Source organism: Salmonella sp. 32010601201800023SM, assembly GCF_017572235.1.
In the GTDB taxonomy this organism is placed as follows: Bacteria; Pseudomonadota; Gammaproteobacteria; order Enterobacterales; family Enterobacteriaceae; genus Salmonella; species Salmonella enterica.
This window is the reverse complement of the sequence record NZ_JAGEQS010000007.1, coordinates 1-17,889: the sequence shown is the minus strand read 5'-3', so window position 1 is coordinate 17,889 and position 17,889 is coordinate 1. Positions and strand designations below refer to the sequence as shown.

16 protein-coding genes and 1 pseudogene are annotated in these 17,889 nt (G+C 53.3%); 7 read left to right on the top strand and 10 right to left on the bottom strand.

Translation table 11 applies throughout. From position 1 onward, the window contains the following. Nucleotides 1-33 precede the first annotated feature (33 nt). The 3 genes from caiC (at nt 34) to caiE (ending at nt 3,131) form a co-directional block, all read left to right on the top strand. The gene (gene caiC / locus J4617_RS18860; RefSeq protein ID WP_017466088.1) at nt 34-1,587 is read left to right on the top strand and encodes a crotonobetaine/carnitine-CoA ligase; all 1,554 of its coding nucleotides are present in this window, start codon (nt 34-36) and stop codon (nt 1,585-1,587) included. Nucleotides 1,588-1,640: 53 nt separating this feature from the next. Further along, nucleotides 1,641-2,426 carry a crotonobetainyl-CoA hydratase gene (gene caiD / locus J4617_RS18855; RefSeq protein WP_000004385.1) on the top strand — a complete coding sequence of 262 codons (786 nt, stop codon included), beginning with the start codon at nt 1,641-1,643 and terminating at the stop codon, nt 2,424-2,426. A gap of 108 nt (nt 2,427-2,534) precedes the next feature. Then, nucleotides 2,535-3,131, top strand: coding sequence for a carnitine operon protein CaiE (gene caiE, locus J4617_RS18850; RefSeq protein WP_000122863.1), 597 nt, complete (start codon nt 2,535-2,537; stop codon nt 3,129-3,131). 77 nt (nt 3,132-3,208) lie between these two features. Here caiE and caiF read toward each other — a convergent pair whose 3' ends face one another. The 3 genes from caiF to carA form a co-directional block, all read right to left on the bottom strand. Continuing rightward, nucleotides 3,209-3,604, bottom strand: coding sequence for a carnitine metabolism transcriptional regulator CaiF (caiF, locus tag J4617_RS18845; protein WP_000333324.1), 396 nt, complete (start codon nt 3,602-3,604; stop codon nt 3,209-3,211). 273 nt (nt 3,605-3,877) lie between these two features. Beyond that, on the bottom strand, nt 3,878-7,105 hold the full coding sequence (gene carB / locus J4617_RS18840; protein ID WP_001126302.1) for a carbamoyl-phosphate synthase large subunit: 3,228 nt from the start codon (nt 7,103-7,105) through the stop codon (nt 3,878-3,880). A gap of 18 nt (nt 7,106-7,123) precedes the next feature. After that, nucleotides 7,124-8,272 carry a glutamine-hydrolyzing carbamoyl-phosphate synthase small subunit gene (gene carA, locus J4617_RS18835; protein WP_000597276.1) on the bottom strand — a complete coding sequence of 383 codons (1,149 nt, stop codon included), beginning with the start codon at nt 8,270-8,272 and terminating at the stop codon, nt 7,124-7,126. A 638-nt stretch (nt 8,273-8,910) separates the two neighbouring features. Here carA and J4617_RS23110 point away from each other — a divergent pair. Further along, a complete protein-coding gene (locus tag J4617_RS23110) occupies nt 8,911-9,186 on the top strand; it encodes a hypothetical protein (RefSeq protein ID WP_001748914.1) in 276 nt (91 codons plus the stop codon). A 127-nt stretch (nt 9,187-9,313) separates the two neighbouring features. Here J4617_RS23110 and dapB read toward each other — a convergent pair whose 3' ends face one another. The 7 genes from dapB to citC form a co-directional block, all read right to left on the bottom strand. Continuing rightward, the gene (dapB, locus tag J4617_RS18825) at nt 9,314-10,135 is read right to left on the bottom strand and encodes a 4-hydroxy-tetrahydrodipicolinate reductase (RefSeq protein WP_000544030.1); all 822 of its coding nucleotides are present in this window, start codon (nt 10,133-10,135) and stop codon (nt 9,314-9,316) included. A gap of 179 nt (nt 10,136-10,314) precedes the next feature. Further along, a complete protein-coding gene (gene citG, locus J4617_RS18820) occupies nt 10,315-11,223 on the bottom strand; it encodes a triphosphoribosyl-dephospho-CoA synthase CitG (protein ID WP_017466089.1) in 909 nt (302 codons plus the stop codon). Then, on the bottom strand, nt 11,201-11,752 hold the full coding sequence (citX, locus tag J4617_RS18815) for a citrate lyase holo-[acyl-carrier protein] synthase (RefSeq protein WP_017466090.1): 552 nt from the start codon (nt 11,750-11,752) through the stop codon (nt 11,201-11,203). The genes citG and citX overlap by 23 nt, the downstream gene beginning before the upstream one ends. Further along, nucleotides 11,752-13,272 (bottom strand): citrate lyase subunit alpha, encoded by a 1,521-nt coding sequence (citF, locus tag J4617_RS18810; RefSeq protein WP_000665574.1) that lies wholly within the window; start codon nt 13,270-13,272, stop codon nt 11,752-11,754. The genes citX and citF overlap by 1 nt, the downstream gene beginning before the upstream one ends. A 10-nt stretch (nt 13,273-13,282) precedes the next feature. Further along, nucleotides 13,283-14,152, bottom strand: a complete 870-nt coding sequence (gene citE / locus J4617_RS18805; protein WP_001247811.1) for a citrate (pro-3S)-lyase subunit beta — start codon at nt 14,150-14,152, stop codon at nt 13,283-13,285. Beyond that, nucleotides 14,149-14,442, bottom strand: coding sequence for a citrate lyase acyl carrier protein (gene citD / locus J4617_RS18800; RefSeq protein ID WP_000691461.1), 294 nt, complete (start codon nt 14,440-14,442; stop codon nt 14,149-14,151). The genes citE and citD overlap by 4 nt, the downstream gene beginning before the upstream one ends. Before the next feature lie 29 nt (nt 14,443-14,471). Next, entirely contained in the window at nt 14,472-15,515 is a 1,044-nt protein-coding gene (gene citC, locus J4617_RS18795) for a [citrate (pro-3S)-lyase] ligase (protein WP_072095630.1), read from the bottom strand. Between the two features lie 244 nt (nt 15,516-15,759). Between citC and citS the strand changes: the two genes are divergently transcribed. The 3 genes and pseudogenes from citS to J4617_RS18780 all read left to right on the top strand — a co-directional run. Continuing rightward, nucleotides 15,760-17,100, top strand: a complete 1,341-nt coding sequence (gene citS, locus J4617_RS18790; protein WP_000183596.1) for a citrate/sodium symporter CitS — start codon at nt 15,760-15,762, stop codon at nt 17,098-17,100. Nucleotides 17,101-17,258: 158 nt separating this feature from the next. Next, nucleotides 17,259-17,498, top strand: a complete 240-nt coding sequence (locus tag J4617_RS18785) for an oxaloacetate decarboxylase subunit gamma (protein WP_001001155.1) — start codon at nt 17,259-17,261, stop codon at nt 17,496-17,498. Between the two features lie 15 nt (nt 17,499-17,513). Then, a pseudogene (locus tag J4617_RS18780) lies at nt 17,514-17,889 on the top strand (oxaloacetate decarboxylase); the annotation flags it as partial.

The window sequence follows — 17,889 nt, the reverse complement described above, 5'->3', positions numbered from 1 at the left end:
GCGCTCACGCCTGATTTCAGTGGATAAAGCAATATGGATATCGTTGGCGGACAAAACTTACGTCAGATGTGGGACGACCTGGCCGGGGTGTACGGAGATAAAACGGCGTTAATTTTCGAATCCTGTGAGGGAATCGTTCGGCAGTTTAGCTATGCTTCGCTCAATGAAGAGATTAACCGCACGGCGAACCTTTTTTACTCCTTAGGGATCCGCAAGGGTGATAGGGTCGCGCTGCATCTGGATAACTGTCCGGAATTCATCTTTTGCTGGTTTGGACTGGCAAAAATCGGCGCCATTATGGTGCCGATTAATGCCCGCTTACTGGGCGAAGAAAGCGCCTGGATCCTGCAAAACAGCCAGGTGAGTCTGCTGGTTACCAGCGCCCAGTTTTATCCTATGTACCGTGAAATACGCCAGGAAAATAGCACTCTGCTTAATCATATCTGTCTGATTGGCGAGCAGCTTCCGGCTGACGACGGCGTGAGCCACTTTACCCAACTACAAGCACGCCAGTCGGCCACGCTGTGCTATACGCCCGTGTTATCCACTGACGATACGGCGGAAATTCTGTTTACCTCCGGTACCACCTCGCGTCCAAAAGGGGTGGTGATTACCCACTATAACCTGCGTTTTGCAGGCTACTACTCTGCCTGGCAAATCGCCCTGCGCGATGATGACGTGTACATGACGGTGATGCCCGCTTTTCATATCGACTGCCAGTGTACCGCCGCAATGCCAGCCTTTTCCGCCGGCAGCACCTTTGTGCTCCTGGAGAAGTACAGCGCCAGGGCATTCTGGGATCAGGTACGTAAATATCAGGCGACGGTGACCGAGTGCATTCCTATGATGATCCGCACGCTGATGGTCCAGCCCGCCGCGCCAACGGACAGGCAGCATCATCTGCGCGAAGTGATGTTCTATCTCAATCTATCCGCGCAGGAAAAAGACGCCTTTACCGAACGCTTTGGCGTCAGGCTGCTGACCTCTTATGGTATGACTGAAACCATTGTCGGAATTATTGGCGACCGTCCCGGAGACAAACGGCGCTGGCCTTCCATTGGTCGCGTGGGTTTTAGCTATGAAGCTGAAATTCGCGACGATCAAAATCGCCCGCTGCCCGCCGGAGAAATTGGCGAAATCTGTATTAAAGGCATCCCCGGCAAGACTATCTTCAAAGAGTATTACATGCAGCCGGAGGCTACCGCCAAAGCGCTGGAACCTGAGGGCTGGTTACATACCGGTGATTCGGGCTATCAGGATGAGGATGGCTATTTTTATTTCGTCGACAGGCGCTGCAACATGATTAAACGCGGCGGAGAAAATGTCTCCTGCGTCGAGCTGGAAAATATTATTTCTGCGCATCCGAAAATTCAGGACATTGTGGTGGTTGGTATTAAAGACGCGATCCGTGATGAAGCCATTAAAGCGTTTATTGTCCTTAATGAAGGTGAAACATTAAGCGAAGCCGAGTTTTTCAGCTTCTGCGAAAACAATATGGCGAAGTTCAAGGTTCCCTCTTTTATGGAGATCAGAACCGACCTGCCGCGCAACTGTTCAGGAAAAATAATCAAAAAAAATCTGAAATAAACCTTCCGGCAGGAATCCCTCCCGCCGGAAAACTATTTATCTGGAGATGAACTATGAGTGAGTCATTACATCTGACCCGTAACGGCCCGATCCTGGAAATTACCCTCGACCGACCTAAAGCGAATGCCATTGACGCCAAAACCAGCTTTGCAATGGGTGAAGCTTTTCTTAATTTCCGTGACGATCCGGAATTACGCGTAGCAATCATTACCGGCGGCGGGGAGAAATTCTTTTCTGCTGGCTGGGACTTAAAAGCGGCAGCGGAAGGTGAAGCGCCGGATGCCGATTTTGGTCCCGGCGGCTTTGCCGGTTTAACCGAAATATTTGACCTCGATAAGCCGGTTATCGCCGCGGTGAACGGCTACGCGTTTGGCGGCGGTTTTGAGCTGGCGCTGGCGGCGGACTTTATTGTCTGCGCCGAAAACGCCAGCTTCGCGCTGCCGGAAGCCAAGCTCGGCATCGTGCCTGACAGCGGCGGCGTATTGCGTCTGCCTAAGCTGCTGCCACCGGCTATCGTCAACGAAATGGTAATGACCGGCAGACGAATGAGCGCCGAAGAAGCGCTGCGTTGGGGAGTCGTGAACCGCGTTGTCAGCCAGAGCGAACTGATGGAGAGTGCGCGCGAACTGGCGCAACAACTGGTCAATAGCGCCCCGCTGGCTATCGCGGCGCTGAAAGAGATTTATCGCGCGACCAGCGAAATGCCGGTAGAAGAAGGCTACCGCTACATCCGCAGCGGCGTACTGAAGCATTATCCGTCGGTGCTGCATTCAGAAGATGCGCTCGAAGGACCGCAGGCATTTGCCGAAAAACGCGATCCGGTGTGGAAAGGTCGTTAATGTGACTATGCCGGATGGCGCTTCGCTTATCCGGCCTACAGCACATGCGCAACCGTAGACCGGATAAGGTGTTTACGCCGCCATCCGGCAAAAAACCGAGGTACAACTATGAGCTATTACGCCTTTGAAGGACTGATCCCGGTGGTGCATCCGGACGCGTTTGTCCACCCCAGCGCCGTGCTGATTGGCGATGTCATCGTGGGCGCCGGTGTTTATATTGGCCCACTCGCGTCATTGCGTGGGGATTATGGTCGCCTGATCCTGGAGGCAGGCTCTAATCTGCAGGATGGCTGCATTATGCATGGCTACTGCGATACCGATACCATCGTGCATGAAAACGGCCATATCGGCCACGGCGCTATTCTACATGGCTGCGTGGTGGGACGGGATGCCCTGGTCGGCATGAATAGCGTCATTATGGACGGCGCAGTGATTGGCGAAGAGAGCATTGTCGCCGCCATGAGTTTTGTCAAAGCCGGATTTCAGGGTGAGGCAAGGCAACTGCTGGTGGGATCACCGGCGCGCGTACTACGCCAGGTTACGGACCAGGAGCTGCACTGGAAACGCCTCAATACCAAAGAATATCAGGATCTTGCGATCCGTTGTCGAACGGGGTTATCTGAAACGAAGCCGTTAACGCAGGTCGAAGAAAACCGGCCGCGCCTGAAAGGCACGACGGACGTGAAGCCAAAATCAGCACAGTAATTGATGCCGGATGCGCTCACGCTTATCCGGCCTACGCGTCAATTACCGTTTACCCCGCCATCAGGTTAAACAGACAATTAGCGACGCATACTTTTTGACAGCATCATCTGCCATTTCTGCTCACGGTTTAGCTCTGTGGGGGGAACGGCAGACAGTCGCGGCGCTTTCGCCACGCTCACTTTTCTTTCCTGCAAATTATGATTCAATCGGCGATAGAGTTGAGAGTCGATACTCACGACTTTCACCAAACGCTGGCACTGGCAGCCTCGTCCTGCAATTTGGTTAGGGATCATCTTCACTTCACAAACAATTTCCCCCACTTCTGACAGAATATAGGAGAGCGTATTAATTGCTTTGCAATGTTCAATATCAAATTGACGGGAAATCTCCCTGGCAGTGATCCATCGGTTCTCTGCCATCATCCAGTCAGCAATTAACAAATAAAGCGGTCTTTCAACATATTTTTCACACATAAGCACACCATTTCACAAATTAAAAATCTGGCTACGGCCTGTCCAAACTAATAAAAACTAAGCCATATTAAAATTGTGGATATGCAAGATAGTATGCGACTTAAATATTGATTAGTGTGAGCAATATCGTGCTTATTACATTGAAAATGTGGTTACGGAAACGGACTTCTCCAGGAATGACCTTACGCAAGATAAAAAAAGGGTTTCTTTACAGAAACCCTTTCAACACTATATTACAGGTCCGGTTAGAGCAATATCCGCCGGACCCTTGGTTTACGACTTTTTGATCTGCGCGTGCATTTCCTGCACCGAAGTTACCTTCTCGGTGGCATCAGCATTGAGCGCCATCGTCGTGGCAAAACCGCCGTTCAGCGTGGTGTCATAATGCACTTTATACTGCAGCGCGCTGCGGCGAATCACCCTGGAGTCTTCAATCGCGCGGCGGCCTGCGGTGGTGTTGATGATGTAGGTATATTCGCCATTCTTAATACGGTCCTGAATGTGCGGACGACCTTCGTGCACCTTGTTCACCAGACGCGGGTTGATACCAGCTTCGCCCAGCACAATCGCCGTACCGTGGGTGGCATCCAGCTCAAAGCCCTGTTTCAGCAGCTTAGCGGCGAGATCCACCACGCGCTCTTTGTCGCCTTCGCGAACGGAGAGCAGCGCACGGCCCTGTTTCTTCATGGTGGAGTTACTGCCCAGCTGCGCCTTAGCGAACGCTTCCGCGAAGGTACGGCCCACGCCCATCACTTCCCCGGTGGAGCGCATTTCTGGCCCTAACAGCGGGTCAACGCCCGGGAATTTGTTAAACGGCAACACCACTTCTTTCACCGAGTAGTACGGCGGGATAATTTCTTTGGTCACGCCCTGCTCGGTCAGCGATTTGCCGGCCATCACGCGCGCCGCCACTTTCGCCAGCGGCACGCCGGTGGCTTTGGAGACGAACGGTACGGTACGCGCCGCACGCGGGTTGACTTCAATCAGGTAGACTTCGTTGTCCTTGACCGCAAACTGCACGTTCATCAGGCCGCGCACCTGCAACTCGAAGGCCAGCTTCTGCACCTGCTGGCGCATCACATCCTGAATTTCCTGGCTCAGCGTGTAGGCCGGCAGGGAACAGGCGGAGTCGCCGGAGTGTACGCCCGCCTGCTCGATGTGCTCCATGATACCGCCAATCAGCACCATTTCGCCGTCGCAGATAGCGTCCACGTCCACTTCAACCGCGTCATCAAGGAAGCGGTCCAGCAGCACCGGCGCATCGTTAGAGACGCTGACCGCTGTCTGGAAGTAGCGACGCAGATCGGCTTCGTCATAGACAATTTCCATCGCCCGGCCGCCCAGCACGTAAGAAGGACGCACCACCAGCGGGTAGCCGATCTCTTTCGCCTTCTCAACCGCTTGTTCAATGGCGGTGACGGTGGCGTTGGCCGGTTGCTTCAGCTTCAAACGGTCAACCGCATGCTGGAAGCGTTCACGGTCTTCCGCACGGTCGATGGCGTCCGGGCTGGTGCCGATAACCGGCACGCCTGCCGCTTCCAGCGCGCGCGCCAGCTTCAGTGGAGTCTGGCCGCCGTACTGCACGATAACGCCTTTCGGCTTCTCGATGCGCACGATTTCCAGCACGTCTTCCAGCGTCACCGGCTCGAAGTACAGACGGTCGGAAGTGTCGTAGTCGGTGGAGACGGTTTCCGGGTTACAGTTGACCATGATGGTCTCGTAACCGTCTTCGCGCAGCGCCAGCGAGGCGTGTACGCAGCAGTAGTCAAATTCGATACCCTGGCCGATACGGTTCGGGCCGCCGCCGAGGACCATGATTTTATCGCGGTCAACGGACGGGTTCGCTTCGCACTCATCTTCATAAGTGGAGTACATGTAGGCGGTATCGGTGGCGAATTCCGCCGCGCAGGTATCCACGCGTTTGTAAACCGGGTGCAGGTCATACTGATCACGCAGCTTACGGATTTCCGCCTCGCGTACGCCAGCCAGTTTTGCCAGACGCGCATCGGCAAACCCTTTACGCTTGAGCTGAAGCAGGAAGTCGGCGTTGAGGCCAGTAATCCCGACTTCAGCCACTTTCTCTTCCAGACGCACCAGCTCTTCAATTTGCACCAGGAACCAGCGGTCGATGTTGGTCAGGTTAAAGACGCCATCCACAGACAAGCCCGCACGGAAAGCATCGGCGATGTACCAGATACGATCTGCGCCCGCGTCTTTCAGCTCGCGGCGGATTTTGGTCAGCGCTTCCGGGTCGTCGAGGCTCACTTTCGGGTCAAAACCGGTGGCGCCGACTTCCAGGCCGCGCAGCGCTTTTTGCAGGGATTCCTGCTGGGTGCGACCAATCGCCATCACTTCTCCGACCGATTTCATCTGGGTGGTCAGACGGTCGTTGGCACCGGCGAATTTCTCAAAGTTAAAGCGCGGAATTTTAGTAACCACATAGTCGATGGACGGCTCGAAGGAGGCCGGAGTACGCCCGCCGGTGATGTCGTTCATCAGTTCGTCAAGGGTGTAACCCACCGCCAGTTTGGCCGCCACTTTGGCAATCGGGAAACCGGTGGCTTTCGACGCCAGCGCCGAGGAGCGGGAGACGCGCGGGTTCATTTCGATAACGATCAGACGACCGTTTTTCGGGTTCACTGCGAACTGGACGTTAGAACCGCCGGTTTCGACGCCGATTTCACGCAGCACCGCCATCGAGGCGTTACGCATGATTTGGTATTCTTTATCGGTCAGAGTCTGCGCGGGCGCCACGGTGATGGAGTCGCCGGTATGGATACCCATCGCATCGAAGTTTTCGATAGAGCAGACGATGATGCAGTTGTCGTTTTTATCACGCACCACTTCCATCTCGTACTCTTTCCAGCCGATCAGCGATTCATCAATCAGCAGCTCGTTGGTTGGCGAGAGGTCCAGACCGCGTTCGCAGATTTCTTCGAACTCTTCACGGTTGTAAGCGATACCGCCGCCGGTGCCGCCCATGGTAAAGCTAGGCCGGATGATGCACGGGAAGCCCACGTCAGCGGCAACCGCCAGCGCTTCTTCCATAGTGTGCGCGATACCGGAACGCGCGGTGTCGAGACCAATTTTCTTCATCGCGATATCGAAGCGACGACGGTCTTCGGCTTTATCAATGGCGTCGGCGGTGGCGCCAATCATGGTCACACCGAACTCTTCGAGCACGCCCTGACGCTCCAGCTCCAGCGCACAGTTCAGCGCGGTCTGGCCGCCCATGGTCGGCAGCACCGCATCCGGACGCTCTTTTTCGATGATTTTGCGCACCACTTCCCAGTGAATCGGCTCGATGTAGGTGGCATCGGCCATTTCCGGGTCGGTCATGATGGTGGCCGGGTTGGAGTTCACCAGAATAACGCGGTAACCCTCTTCGCGCAGCGCTTTACACGCCTGAGCGCCGGAGTAGTCAAACTCACACGCCTGACCGATAACAATCGGGCCCGCGCCCAGAATCAGGATGCTTTTTATATCTGTACGTTTTGGCATGGCTCTTATTACTCCTGATTATTTCGCGGACTGACGGTATTGCTCAATAAGCTCGATAAAGTGGTCGAACAGCGGCGCCGCATCGTGCGGGCCTGGGCTCGCCTCCGGGTGACCCTGGAAGCTGAACGCCGGTTTATCGGTACGGTGAATCCCTTGCAGGGTGCCGTCGAACAGCGACTTGTGGGTCACGCGCAGGTTGGCGGGCAGCGAGTCTTCATCCACCGCAAAGCCGTGGTTCTGCGCGGTGATCATCACCACGTTTCGGTCCATATCTTTTACCGGATGGTTGCCGCCGTGATGGCCGAACTTCATCTTAACGGTCTTCGCACCGCTCGCCAGCGCCAGCAGCTGATGGCCGAGGCAGATGCCGAACACAGGAATGTCGGTCTGGAGGAATTTCTTAATCGCCTCGATGGCGTAGTCGCACGGGGCCGGGTCGCCAGGGCCGTTCGACAGGAAGATGCCGTCCGGATTCATTTTCAGCACCTCTTCAGCAGAGGTTTGCGCTGGCACCACCGTCAGGCGGCAGCCGCGATCCACCAGCATACGCAGGATGTTGCGCTTCGCGCCGAAATCATAGGCCACCACATGGAACGGCAGGTCATCCTCAGATTTCGCTTCCGGTAAACCGTCTTTCAGCGTCCAGCTACCCTGCGTCCAGCGGTAAGTTTCCGCCGTGGTCACTTCTTTCGCCAGATCCATACCGTTAAGTCCAGGAAATGCTTTCGCTTTTTCCAGCGCCAGCTTCGCATCCGGGCTATCGCCTGCAATGATGCAGCCGTTCTGTGCGCCTTTCTCACGCAGCAGTCGGGTCAGCTTGCGGGTATCGATATCAGCAATCGCCACGATGTTATGGCGTTTGAGGTAAGAAGAGAGGTCTTCTGTGTTACGAAAGTTGCTGGCAATCAACGGCAGATCGCGAATCACTAAACCTTGCGCATGAACCTGAGAAGATTCTTCATCGGCTTCATTGGTGCCGACATTACCAATATGGGGATAAGTAAGAGTGACGATTTGGCGGGAATAGGAAGGATCAGTGAGGATTTCTTGATAACCGGTCATTGAAGTATTGAAAACGACTTCCCCAACCGCCGAACCTGTTGCCCCTATGGCCCGACCGTGAAACTGGGTTCCGTCTTCCAGAACCAATAGCGCTGACTTAATCAAAACACCCTCCAGAGAATATTCACTCACTTTATTTGCATATTAATTCATTCAGTCAGTATGAAGCAATGCAAATTTGCTTACCCGTGGATTTCTGGCAAACGGCGGCATTCTGAAGTTAAGCCGGATAAAAGTCAACTTAAAGCGGGTATTTTTTATGTTATTTTGCACATTATAAGGAAGTTATTCTGTTTAAGAGGCAAAAAGATCAACTAAGTGACGATAGAAAACGCTTGCGCTTCCTTGAGTTCGCAAAAAGCTGGCTGTCATGATAAAAAGTGGACCAAATGGTCAAATTTCACATCAAAACAACAAAAAACAACGATAAAAATTCATTTAATAATCATTAATGCCATTAAATGCATAAAAATTCAAAATAAATCAAATTAACGACAAAAATAATTTAAAAATCAAGTTGTTATGAAAATAAAAAACAAATCAAACACATCAAAAAATCGACAAAAAACAGCAAATTAAGACAATGTAATAAGAATTACAATCGCGATATAAAGATCAAACTTCTTTTTCTTTAAGACTAGCGCATAAGATTGGAACACAACCAGCCTCACTACAGCATAAAAAAGCTAACCCATTGAAGTAAAAGAGATAAAACGCCCCCAAGGAACAGCACTCCCCCTCCGATGGATATCAGTCTTATCAGTCTGGTCGAGGTGCCTTTTGCATACGGTAAGTCACTGCGGCTGAATATGACTAACGTCAGTTCAGGCAGTAATTTTTTCCCGTTGAACGTAATGACCCGTACCGATGCGTCTGAAGGGCCAATTAACCGCATTTATCGTAATGGCAATTACGTCACGCAAATGGATGCCGTTGGCCCGGATGTCTTTAAACGGACTATTCTTAACGCGAAAACAACGGCAGAACATGTCGTGGGCGAAGAAACTGTCGAAACATGAATGGTGAAAGGCGTTATTTATCTGACCGAATAACCGGGGGGCAAAAAAACAAAAGGGCAATAATATATTGCCCTTTGTAATCAATTAATCTTGATTACCACAACCACATCACGAAGGTATTTAGTCGCTATAATACATCCAGCCCCAGCACATCCCGCATGTCAAATAGCCCATTTTTCTTCGTTTTTAGCCATAACGCCGATCGCAACGCGCCATTTGCAAACGTCATGCGGCTGGAAGCTTTATGCGTAATCTCTACGCGCTCGCCAATATCGGCAAACATCGCGGTATGTTCGCCGACGATGTCGCCCGCCCGAACGGTCGCAAAGCCAATCGTGCCCGGTACGCGCTCGCCGGTATAACCTTCACGCGAGTAGACCGCGCAGTCCTTCAGATCTTTATCCAGCGCCCCGGCGATTGCCTCGCCCATTGCCAGCGCCGTACCCGACGGTGCATCCACTTTATGGCGGTGGTGCGCTTCAATAATTTCAATATCGCTATAGTCGCCCATTACCTTCGCGGCTTTCTCCAGCAGCTTGAGCATGACGTTAACACCGACGCTAAAGTTTGCGGCGAAAACGATCGCAATCTCTTGTGACGCCTCGCGAATGGCTTGTTTACCGGCGTCGTCAAAGCCGGTAGTACCAATCACCATCCCTTTACCATGCTGGCGGCAAAACGCCAGATGCGTCAACGTGCCTTCCGGACGGGTAAAATCGATGAAAACGTCAAAATCATCTTTTACCGCCTCAAGGCTGCTTTGAACGATCACGCCGGACTTTCCCGCCCCTGCCAGTTCGCCAGCATCGCTGCCCAGCAAGGAAGAGCCTTCGCGCTCCAGCGCGGCACCCAGCTGAACACCTTCCATCGCCATGGCGGCCTGGATTAACTGCCGTCCCATGCGGCCACCGGCGCCGGCAATGGCGACGCGGATTTGTGCTTCATGCATAGCTATTCTCTTTTGTAAAAATTGCGTAAACCGTTTTCAGAGTAACCAGCGCGCCCGGAGGCCGCCATCTAAAATCGCCGATAATTAGAAATTAATGATAAACAGGGAGCGATATCAGTAAAAGACATGATTCATCCCGCAGGATGAATCATTGCTGGAGATAATGAAAGAAGAGAAACTTACTCAGGATAGAGGGAACCGGCAGGAAAATGACTTAAAAACCAGGTCACTGCCAGTAAATCCGCGCTACCGCCAGGGCTTAAGTTACGCAGGATGAGTTCATCATCGAGGGACTGCATCGCTTCAATGCCCCCCTCAACCAATACGCCCCCTTGCCACAACAATTTTTGTGCCTGCTGCTGCACGTAGTAAAGCCCTTCCAGGCCTCCCCGCGACACCAGATTGGTATCATCATTCCACGCCATCAGATGCAACAATGTTTGCAGTAGGGCAAGATGGGTATCGTCATGCTCCTGCACGACCCGGTTAAACACCGGCAAAGCCTGCGTTCTGACGGTTCGAAAACCGCTTTCCGCTTCTCCCCGCGCGCCCGACAGGCCATAACACTGGAAATGGGTTTCACTCTTTGTCAGTTTTCCCGCTTTTTTTGCTGAGAGCTCGTGGGCAACAATATTCCGACTCAGGCGGGCAACCTGGTCGCAGATACGATTTTGCTCCAACGGTTCTCCCCGCGCGAGAAGTCGGCCAATCGCTGCGCTCAGCAGGCCAAAAGCGAAAATCGCCCCGCGATGGGTATTCACACCATTGGTCGCCTGTAGCATATCGTTCTCACAGGCCATCCCCAGCGGACGCAGCATCACCAGGACATTTTCTGCCGCCAGCGCCGCCGTGTTGTTGCCCATGATAAAAAACTTTTCCATCCATGGAGCAATGGCGGTAGTGCTACGTTCAAATGCCGCCAGATCCATATCCCTATGCGCTCCCGAATTACGAATATCGACCAGACCGGGTTTTGGTGTCAGCCTGGCTTCCGTCAGCAGCGCTCTTGCAACCAACCCACTAAGTTCGCCAGCCGCCAGCGATGAGTACGCTGGCGTACGCCGTTCAGTCACAACGCTCACGTTCATAGCATTCAATCCTTCGTGCAATTTCATCCAACAAAAGGTCAAGGGTGTGATGCTTGCCCCGGGCACAGAGATGAGCATCCTGCTGGCATATCAAACATGGCCGGGCAGGATGCCCGAGTTCACGGCGTGATAGCGACTTACCGTCGCTATCAATAATGTCGATGTCCCAAAGCCGCCCTAACGGATGGCTCATCTCTAGTGTCGACATGTGCTGTTTCAACGCCATTGCCGGCGCACAGACCGCTGCCATCCATTCCGGGCCGCTGCGTTCATTTACCTGCATTTCCCAGACGTTGACCCACTCCATCTGTTCGCAAAGCGCCAGTATTTCGGCAATTGCGTAATCGGCGACACGCCGCCAGACCGCTGAGTTTTTAACGGCGCCCGGTGCAACCAGCGTGAGGGAAATCAACGGTAGCCGATAGCAGTTCAACGCCTGACGCTGCCTGGCGGCACGTTTATCGCGCGCTTGTAGCATCTCCTCCAGCGTAACTGCCTGGCCCTGGTTCAGCAGGTCTGTGCCCTTCATCAGCCTTTAACCTGGCGAATCACGTCAATCACTGAACCGTCGCGATAACGCACCACAGCCACCACCCGATCGGTAAACTCAATCGGCTGCGGTTTGCCCGTCAGTTGCTCGGCGCGCTGTTGCAGTTGTTCGATGGTCGTCAGCGCCACGCCCGCAGCACGCAGGTTATCAAGCAGATCCTGACGCGCAGGGTTCACCGCAATACCATGGTCGGTAACCAGCACATCAACACTTGCCCCAGGCGTGACGGTAGTCAGCACTTTTTCCACCACGCATGGGATTCGGCCACGGACCAGCGGTGCGGTAATAATGGTGAGATCGGCCCCTGCTGCCGTATCGCTATGGCCGCCCGATGCGCCACGCAGTACGCCGTTTGAACCGGTCATCACGTTAACGTTGAAATTCACGTCAATTTCCAGCGCGCTCAGCATCACCACATTCAGGCGTTCGCATGCCGCGCCTTTAGAGGCGGGGTTCGCGTATTGATTGGTTGAGATTTCAATATGATGTGGATTCTGCGCCAGTGAACGGGCTGCATCGCCATCGAATGATTGCGTATCCAGCAGCGCTTTGATCAACCCTTTCTCATGCAGATCCACCATGGTGCCGGTGATCCCGCCCAGGCCAAAACTCGCCGTAATGTTGTGGCGACGCATTTTGTCTTCCAGGAAACGGGTGACCGCCAGAGAAGCGCCACCGGTGCCGGTTTGCAGCGAGAAACCGTCACAAAAATAACCTGAGTGTTCGATCACATTGGCCGCCTGCCGGGCGATCAACAGTTCACGCGGGTTGCTGGACAGACGAATCGCGCCCGCGGTGATCTTTTCCGGATCCCCTACCTCATCCACCTGCACGATCAAATCAACCTGATCCTGCGCGATACTGGCCGGATAATTGGGGAACTCGACCCACTCTTCAGTCAGGAGCACCACACATTTAGCGTACTGCGCATCAACCTGCGCATACCCCAAAGAGCCGCAGCGTGACTTACCGCTAAAACCGTTCGCATTACCAAATTCATCGCAGCACGGCACGCCGAGGAAAGCGACATCAATATTCAGCTCACCGCTCTGAATCAGTTTTACGCGGCCGCCGTGAGAGTGGATCTGTACCGGGTTTTCCATCAGGCCAGCGGAGATCTCTTCCCCTAACTTGCCGCGCAGCCCGGAGGTGTAAATCTGCCGCACCACGCCATTTTTAATGTGTTCGATAAGCGGCCAGTGGGCATCAATTAATGAGCTGGAGGCAAGCGTCAGATCGCGGAATCCCATTTCCGCCAGTTTCGCCATCACCATATTGACGACTTTGTCGCCACCACGAAACGCATGGTGGAAGGATATCGTCATGCCATTTTTAAGCCCGGAACGACGGATAGCCTCTTCAAGCGAGTCACAAATTTTACGCCGACGCTTTTCCGTTTCACTGGCAAGCCACGGGCTGTTCGCTGTTACCCCCTGGTAGGGCTGTAATCCTTCCGGTACGACATATTGCTGGTTGAGCATGGTTACAGTCTCTTTCATGGTTCCTTCCTTAATCACGAATACCGGAAGCCGACAGCGCCACCACTTTACGCGCGTGGTCGATAATCGGGCCGTCAATCATTTTGCCGTTGAGTGAAACGACGCCCAGACCGCGAGACTCAGCCTCTTCAGCGGCGGCAATCACCTCATACGCATGCTCAACTTCTTTACGTGTCGGAGAATAAGCCTGATGTAACAGCTCAATCTGACGTGGGTTCACTAAGGACTTACCGTTAAAACCAAGCCCTTTCGCCAACTGCACTTCCTTCAGGAAGCCTTCTTCATTATTGATATCCGACCAAACGACATCATAGGCGGCAATACCCGCAACGCGCGCCGCATGCAGCACTGCGCAGCGGGCGTAGAACAGCTCGGTGCCATCGCCCCGGCTGGTGCCCATATCCATCACGTAATCAAATGCCGCCAGCGCAATTGCCACCATGCGCGGGCTGGAGGTGGCGATGTCGACGGCATTGACCACGCCTTTCGCTGATTCGATCGCCGCCATCAGCCTGGTACTGCCGACTTCACGTCCACATTCACGTTCGATCCGTTCAACCTGCGCTTCCAGCTCCAGCACATCGTTTTTGCTGTCGGTTTTCGGCAGACGCACGATATCCGCGCCACCACGCACGACGGCCTCAAGATCGGCCAGACCGAACGGCGTGTTCAGTGGATTAATGCGCACCACTTTTTCAACATCCTGATAGAACGGATGTTGAAGCGCGTGATGAACCAAAAGACGGGCGGTATCTTTCTCACGTAACGCTACGGCGTCTTCTAAGTCGAACATCACCGCGTCCGCACCGTAGACAAACGAGGTACTCAACATGGCCGCATTTGCGCCGGGGATAAACAACATACTGCGACGTGGTCTCATAACGCACTCCATTGAATTTCCGTTTGTTCTGCAGCGCGTAACGCCGCCGCCTGCACTCGGGCGCGTAAAATACACTCCAGCGCGCCTTTGTCATCGACGCTAACCAGCGCGCGTTCAACGCCCAGCTTCGCCAGCGTTTCGCGCACCACCTGCTCAATCGCCGCGCCAAACTGCTGCTTCACCAGACTCTCTAGCTCCAGCCGAATTCCTGGCTCGCTGGATGGACCAATCCTGATCATCACATCGCTGGATTCCAGCGTGCCTGCCAGGGCATCTTTAATGATTTTCATTAGTTATGTTCCTTGTTAACGGTGTTACGTCATATGGTTTCAGTGTGTCTGGCGGCATGCCGCTGCAGATATGCCAGGGTGCCAGCAGGCACCAGCGCGCTTATTGCCGACCAATTACGTTCGCTATACAGTTTTCTGACGCGAGAGGCGGAAATAGCCGCGCCGTTTTTCTCCACCCGCGCCAGCTCGACGACCTCAATAACCGGGCCGCTACGCTTCGGATCGTGCAAAATGTCGTGCATTCGCTGGTTATAGGCACAGGTCAGAGGACAAAACGGTTCACTGCCGACAAAACGATGGGTAATCCCCAGCGCTGGAGCCAGATGTTCACGGAAGAGTTGCAGATCGATCTGGCAATGGCAGTCGTCCACAACCCCTTTTTCTTTGAGGAAATAGCCGGGAAACGTCGCACGCGAGATCATATAAGCGGAGCCGGAATGCAACGTGACGTTGTCAATGCCCGCGATTCCTTGTTCGATCAGCGCCCAACGGTCGGTATAGGAAAAAAATGAAGCATCTTCTTTGACTACAAACAGATGCAACCAGTCACAGGCCGCAGCCGCTTGCTCCACCAGGTAACGGTGGCCCAAGGTAAACGGATTGGCGTTCATGACGATGGCGCCGATCGTTTTTCCCGGTTGACGATAAAGCGCCAGTTGGCGACAAAAGCGCGCTAACCGTTCACTGCTGTTCTCCATTAACACCGCCAGCTCACCTGCCTGCGCAATGGGCCAAAACCCCGCGCCAGAAAACAGCAACCGATTTTGCGGCTTAGTGAACAGGAAAAGCTCGCTGCGGTTTAACTCGTAGGCCAATGTAAGCAGCTCGGTCAGCAGTTTGAGGCTGAGCCCTTCCCCTTGTAAAACCGGGGAAACGGCGATGCATTTCAGTACGTTTCCGGCCAGCGAGCCGCATCCAACTATCTCACCCTGCCAATATGCGCATACCGCGATTTCACAATCATCTTCCAGGGCGAGTCCCACGCCCTCCAGAAACATGGCGACCGACTCGCGACGCAATACATCCTTTTGCAAATAAATGCGTTTAAATATTAGATTCACTCTATTCTGCATCCGTCAGCAAATAACGTCGCATATTTCGCCAGCGTTTGTATTACTCGTCTGGAATAGACATCACACTTTCCCCCTTGCTTTTATAAGCTTTATGGTTTTTATTTCCTTAATTAACCAGAGTTAATAAAAATAATTAAATTAATTAAAAACACAACCATTCAGTGAAGATAGTCACATCTCACGGTTCATTGAATTTATTAGTATGCGCGGGTCTTGTTACCCATCAATACACAGGAAAATGTTTATGACCAACATGACCCAGGCTTCGGCGACGGAGAAAAAGGGGGCTGGCGATTTACTCAGATTCAAAATCTTTGGTATGCCGCTACCGCTTTATGCTTTTGCATTAATTACTTTATTACTGTCTCATTTCTATAACGCTATACCGACTGACTTAGTCGGTGGTTTTGCTCTTATGTTTGTTATGGGGGCCATTTTTGGTGAAATCGGCAAACGTTTACCGATCTTCAATAAATATATTGGCGGCGCACCGGTTATGATATTTCTGGTTGCAGCTTATTTTGTCTATGCTGGCATATTTACGCAGAAAGAAATTGATGCGATCAGCAACGTAATGGATAAAAGCAACTTCCTTAACCTGTTTATCGCAGTGTTGATCACAGGCGCGATCCTGTCGGTAAACCGTAAGCTGCTATTAAAATCACTGCTGGGCTATATCCCAACCATCCTCGCCGGGATTGTCGGCGCTTCCCTTTTCGGTATCGTCATTGGTCTGTGCTTCGGTATCCCGGTCGACCGTATCATGATGCTGTACGTTCTGCCGATTATGGGCGGTGGTAACGGCGCGGGCGCCGTGCCTCTGTCTGAAATTTATCACTCGGTTACCGGACGTTCTCGCGAAGAGTACTACTCAACGGCTATTGCTATTCTGACCATTGCGAATATCTTCGCCATTATTTTCGCCGCCCTCCTCGATATGATAGGCAAAAAATACACCTGGCTTAGCGGTGAAGGTGAGTTGGTTCGTAAGGCTTCCTTCAAAACCGAAGATGATGAAAAGGCCGGTCAGATTACCCATCGTGAAACGGCGGTTGGCATGGTGTTATCCACCACTTGCTTCCTGCTGGCCTATGTTGTTGCCAAGAAAATTCTGCCAAGCATCGGCGGCGTCTCTATTCACTACTTCGCCTGGATGGTACTGATTGTTGCTGCGCTGAACGCATCAGGTCTTTGCTCTCCGGAGATTAAAGCCGGGGCGAAACGTCTTTCTGACTTCTTCTCTAAACAACTGCTGTGGGTGCTGATGGTCGGTGTGGGCGTTTGCTACACCGATCTGCAAGAGATCATCGATGCCCTGACGTTCGCCAACGTCGTTATCGCCGCGATCATCGTGGTCGGCGCTGTCGTTGGCGCAGCTATCGGGGGCTGGTTGATTGGCTTCTACCCGATTGAATCATCCATTACTGCGGGTCTTTGTATGGCCAACCGCGGCGGTTCCGGCGATCTGGAAGTGCTCTCCGCCTGTAACCGTATGAATCTCATTTCATATGCACAAATTTCCTCTCGTCTGGGCGGCGGTATTGTGCTGGTTATCGCTAGCATCGTGTTCAGCATGATGGTGTAAAAAAACGCACGGCGGTGTCTTTGCCGCAAATGACCTGGAGAAAAGTAGAGGCCAAAGCCAGAGGTGGCCAAGGGAAATCCACTCTACTCCTTAGCCGGATTCACCAGGAAGGTTGTCGTCAAGGCCACCGTCGTGCCTCTCATTATGGAAAATGATTCATGAATGAAGCTGTACTACTGGGTGAAGGTTTCACCCTGATGTTTTTAGGGATGGGGTTCGTACTGAGCTTTCTGTTCCTGCTCATCTTTGCCATTCGCGGCATGTCTGCCGTGATTACTCGCTTCTTCCCGGAACCCGTCGCCGCGCCCGCACCGCGCGCCGTTCCCGTCGTGGACGACTTCACCCGCTTAAAGCCGGTGATTGCCGCCGCCATTCACCATCACCGACTTAACGCTTAATTCCCGGAGGGATCCATGACTATTGCCATTACCGATGTCGTCCTGCGCGATGCCCACCAGTCCCTTTTCGCCACCCGCCTGCGCCTTGACGATATGCTGCCGATTGCCGCTCAGCTCGACGATGTCGGCTACGGCTCGCTGGAGTGCTGGGGCGGCGCCACCTTTGACGCCTGTATCCGTTTCCTCGGTGAGGACCCGTGGCTGCGCCTGCGCGAGCTTAAAAAGGCCATGCCGAAGACCCCCCTGCAGATGCTGCTGCGCGGCCAGAACCTGCTCGGCTACCGCCACTACGCCGATGATGTGGTGGAGCGCTTCGTTGAGCGGGCGGTGAAAAACGGCATGGATGTGTTCCGCGTTTTCGACGCCATGAACGACCCGCGTAATATGAAGG

Excerpts from the sequence above, each read along its gene's own strand:
- caiC (WP_017466088.1), top strand. The coding sequence starts at position 34 with ATGGATATCGTTGGCGGACAAAACTTACGTCAGATGTGGGACGACCTG.
- caiD (WP_000004385.1), top strand. The coding sequence starts at position 1,641 with ATGAGTGAGTCATTACATCTGACCCGTAACGGCCCGATCCTGGAAATT.
- caiE (WP_000122863.1), top strand. The coding sequence starts at position 2,535 with ATGAGCTATTACGCCTTTGAAGGACTGATCCCGGTGGTGCATCCGGAC.
- caiF (WP_000333324.1), bottom strand. The coding sequence starts at position 3,604 with ATGTGTGAAAAATATGTTGAAAGACCGCTTTATTTGTTAATTGCTGAC.
- carB (WP_001126302.1), bottom strand. The coding sequence starts at position 7,105 with ATGCCAAAACGTACAGATATAAAAAGCATCCTGATTCTGGGCGCGGGC.
- J4617_RS23110 (WP_001748914.1), top strand. The coding sequence starts at position 8,911 with ATGGATATCAGTCTTATCAGTCTGGTCGAGGTGCCTTTTGCATACGGT.
- dapB (WP_000544030.1), bottom strand. The coding sequence starts at position 10,135 with ATGCATGAAGCACAAATCCGCGTCGCCATTGCCGGCGCCGGTGGCCGC.
- citG (WP_017466089.1), bottom strand. The coding sequence starts at position 11,223 with ATGAACGTGAGCGTTGTGACTGAACGGCGTACGCCAGCGTACTCATCG.
- citX (WP_017466090.1), bottom strand. The coding sequence starts at position 11,752 with ATGAAGGGCACAGACCTGCTGAACCAGGGCCAGGCAGTTACGCTGGAG.
- citF (WP_000665574.1), bottom strand. The coding sequence starts at position 13,272 with ATGAAAGAGACTGTAACCATGCTCAACCAGCAATATGTCGTACCGGAA.
- citE (WP_001247811.1), bottom strand. The coding sequence starts at position 14,152 with ATGAGACCACGTCGCAGTATGTTGTTTATCCCCGGCGCAAATGCGGCC.
- citD (WP_000691461.1), bottom strand. The coding sequence starts at position 14,442 with ATGAAAATCATTAAAGATGCCCTGGCAGGCACGCTGGAATCCAGCGAT.
- citC (WP_072095630.1), bottom strand. The coding sequence starts at position 15,515 with ATGCAGAATAGAGTGAATCTAATATTTAAACGCATTTATTTGCAAAAG.
- citS (WP_000183596.1), top strand. The coding sequence starts at position 15,760 with ATGACCAACATGACCCAGGCTTCGGCGACGGAGAAAAAGGGGGCTGGC.
- J4617_RS18785 (WP_001001155.1), top strand. The coding sequence starts at position 17,259 with ATGAATGAAGCTGTACTACTGGGTGAAGGTTTCACCCTGATGTTTTTA.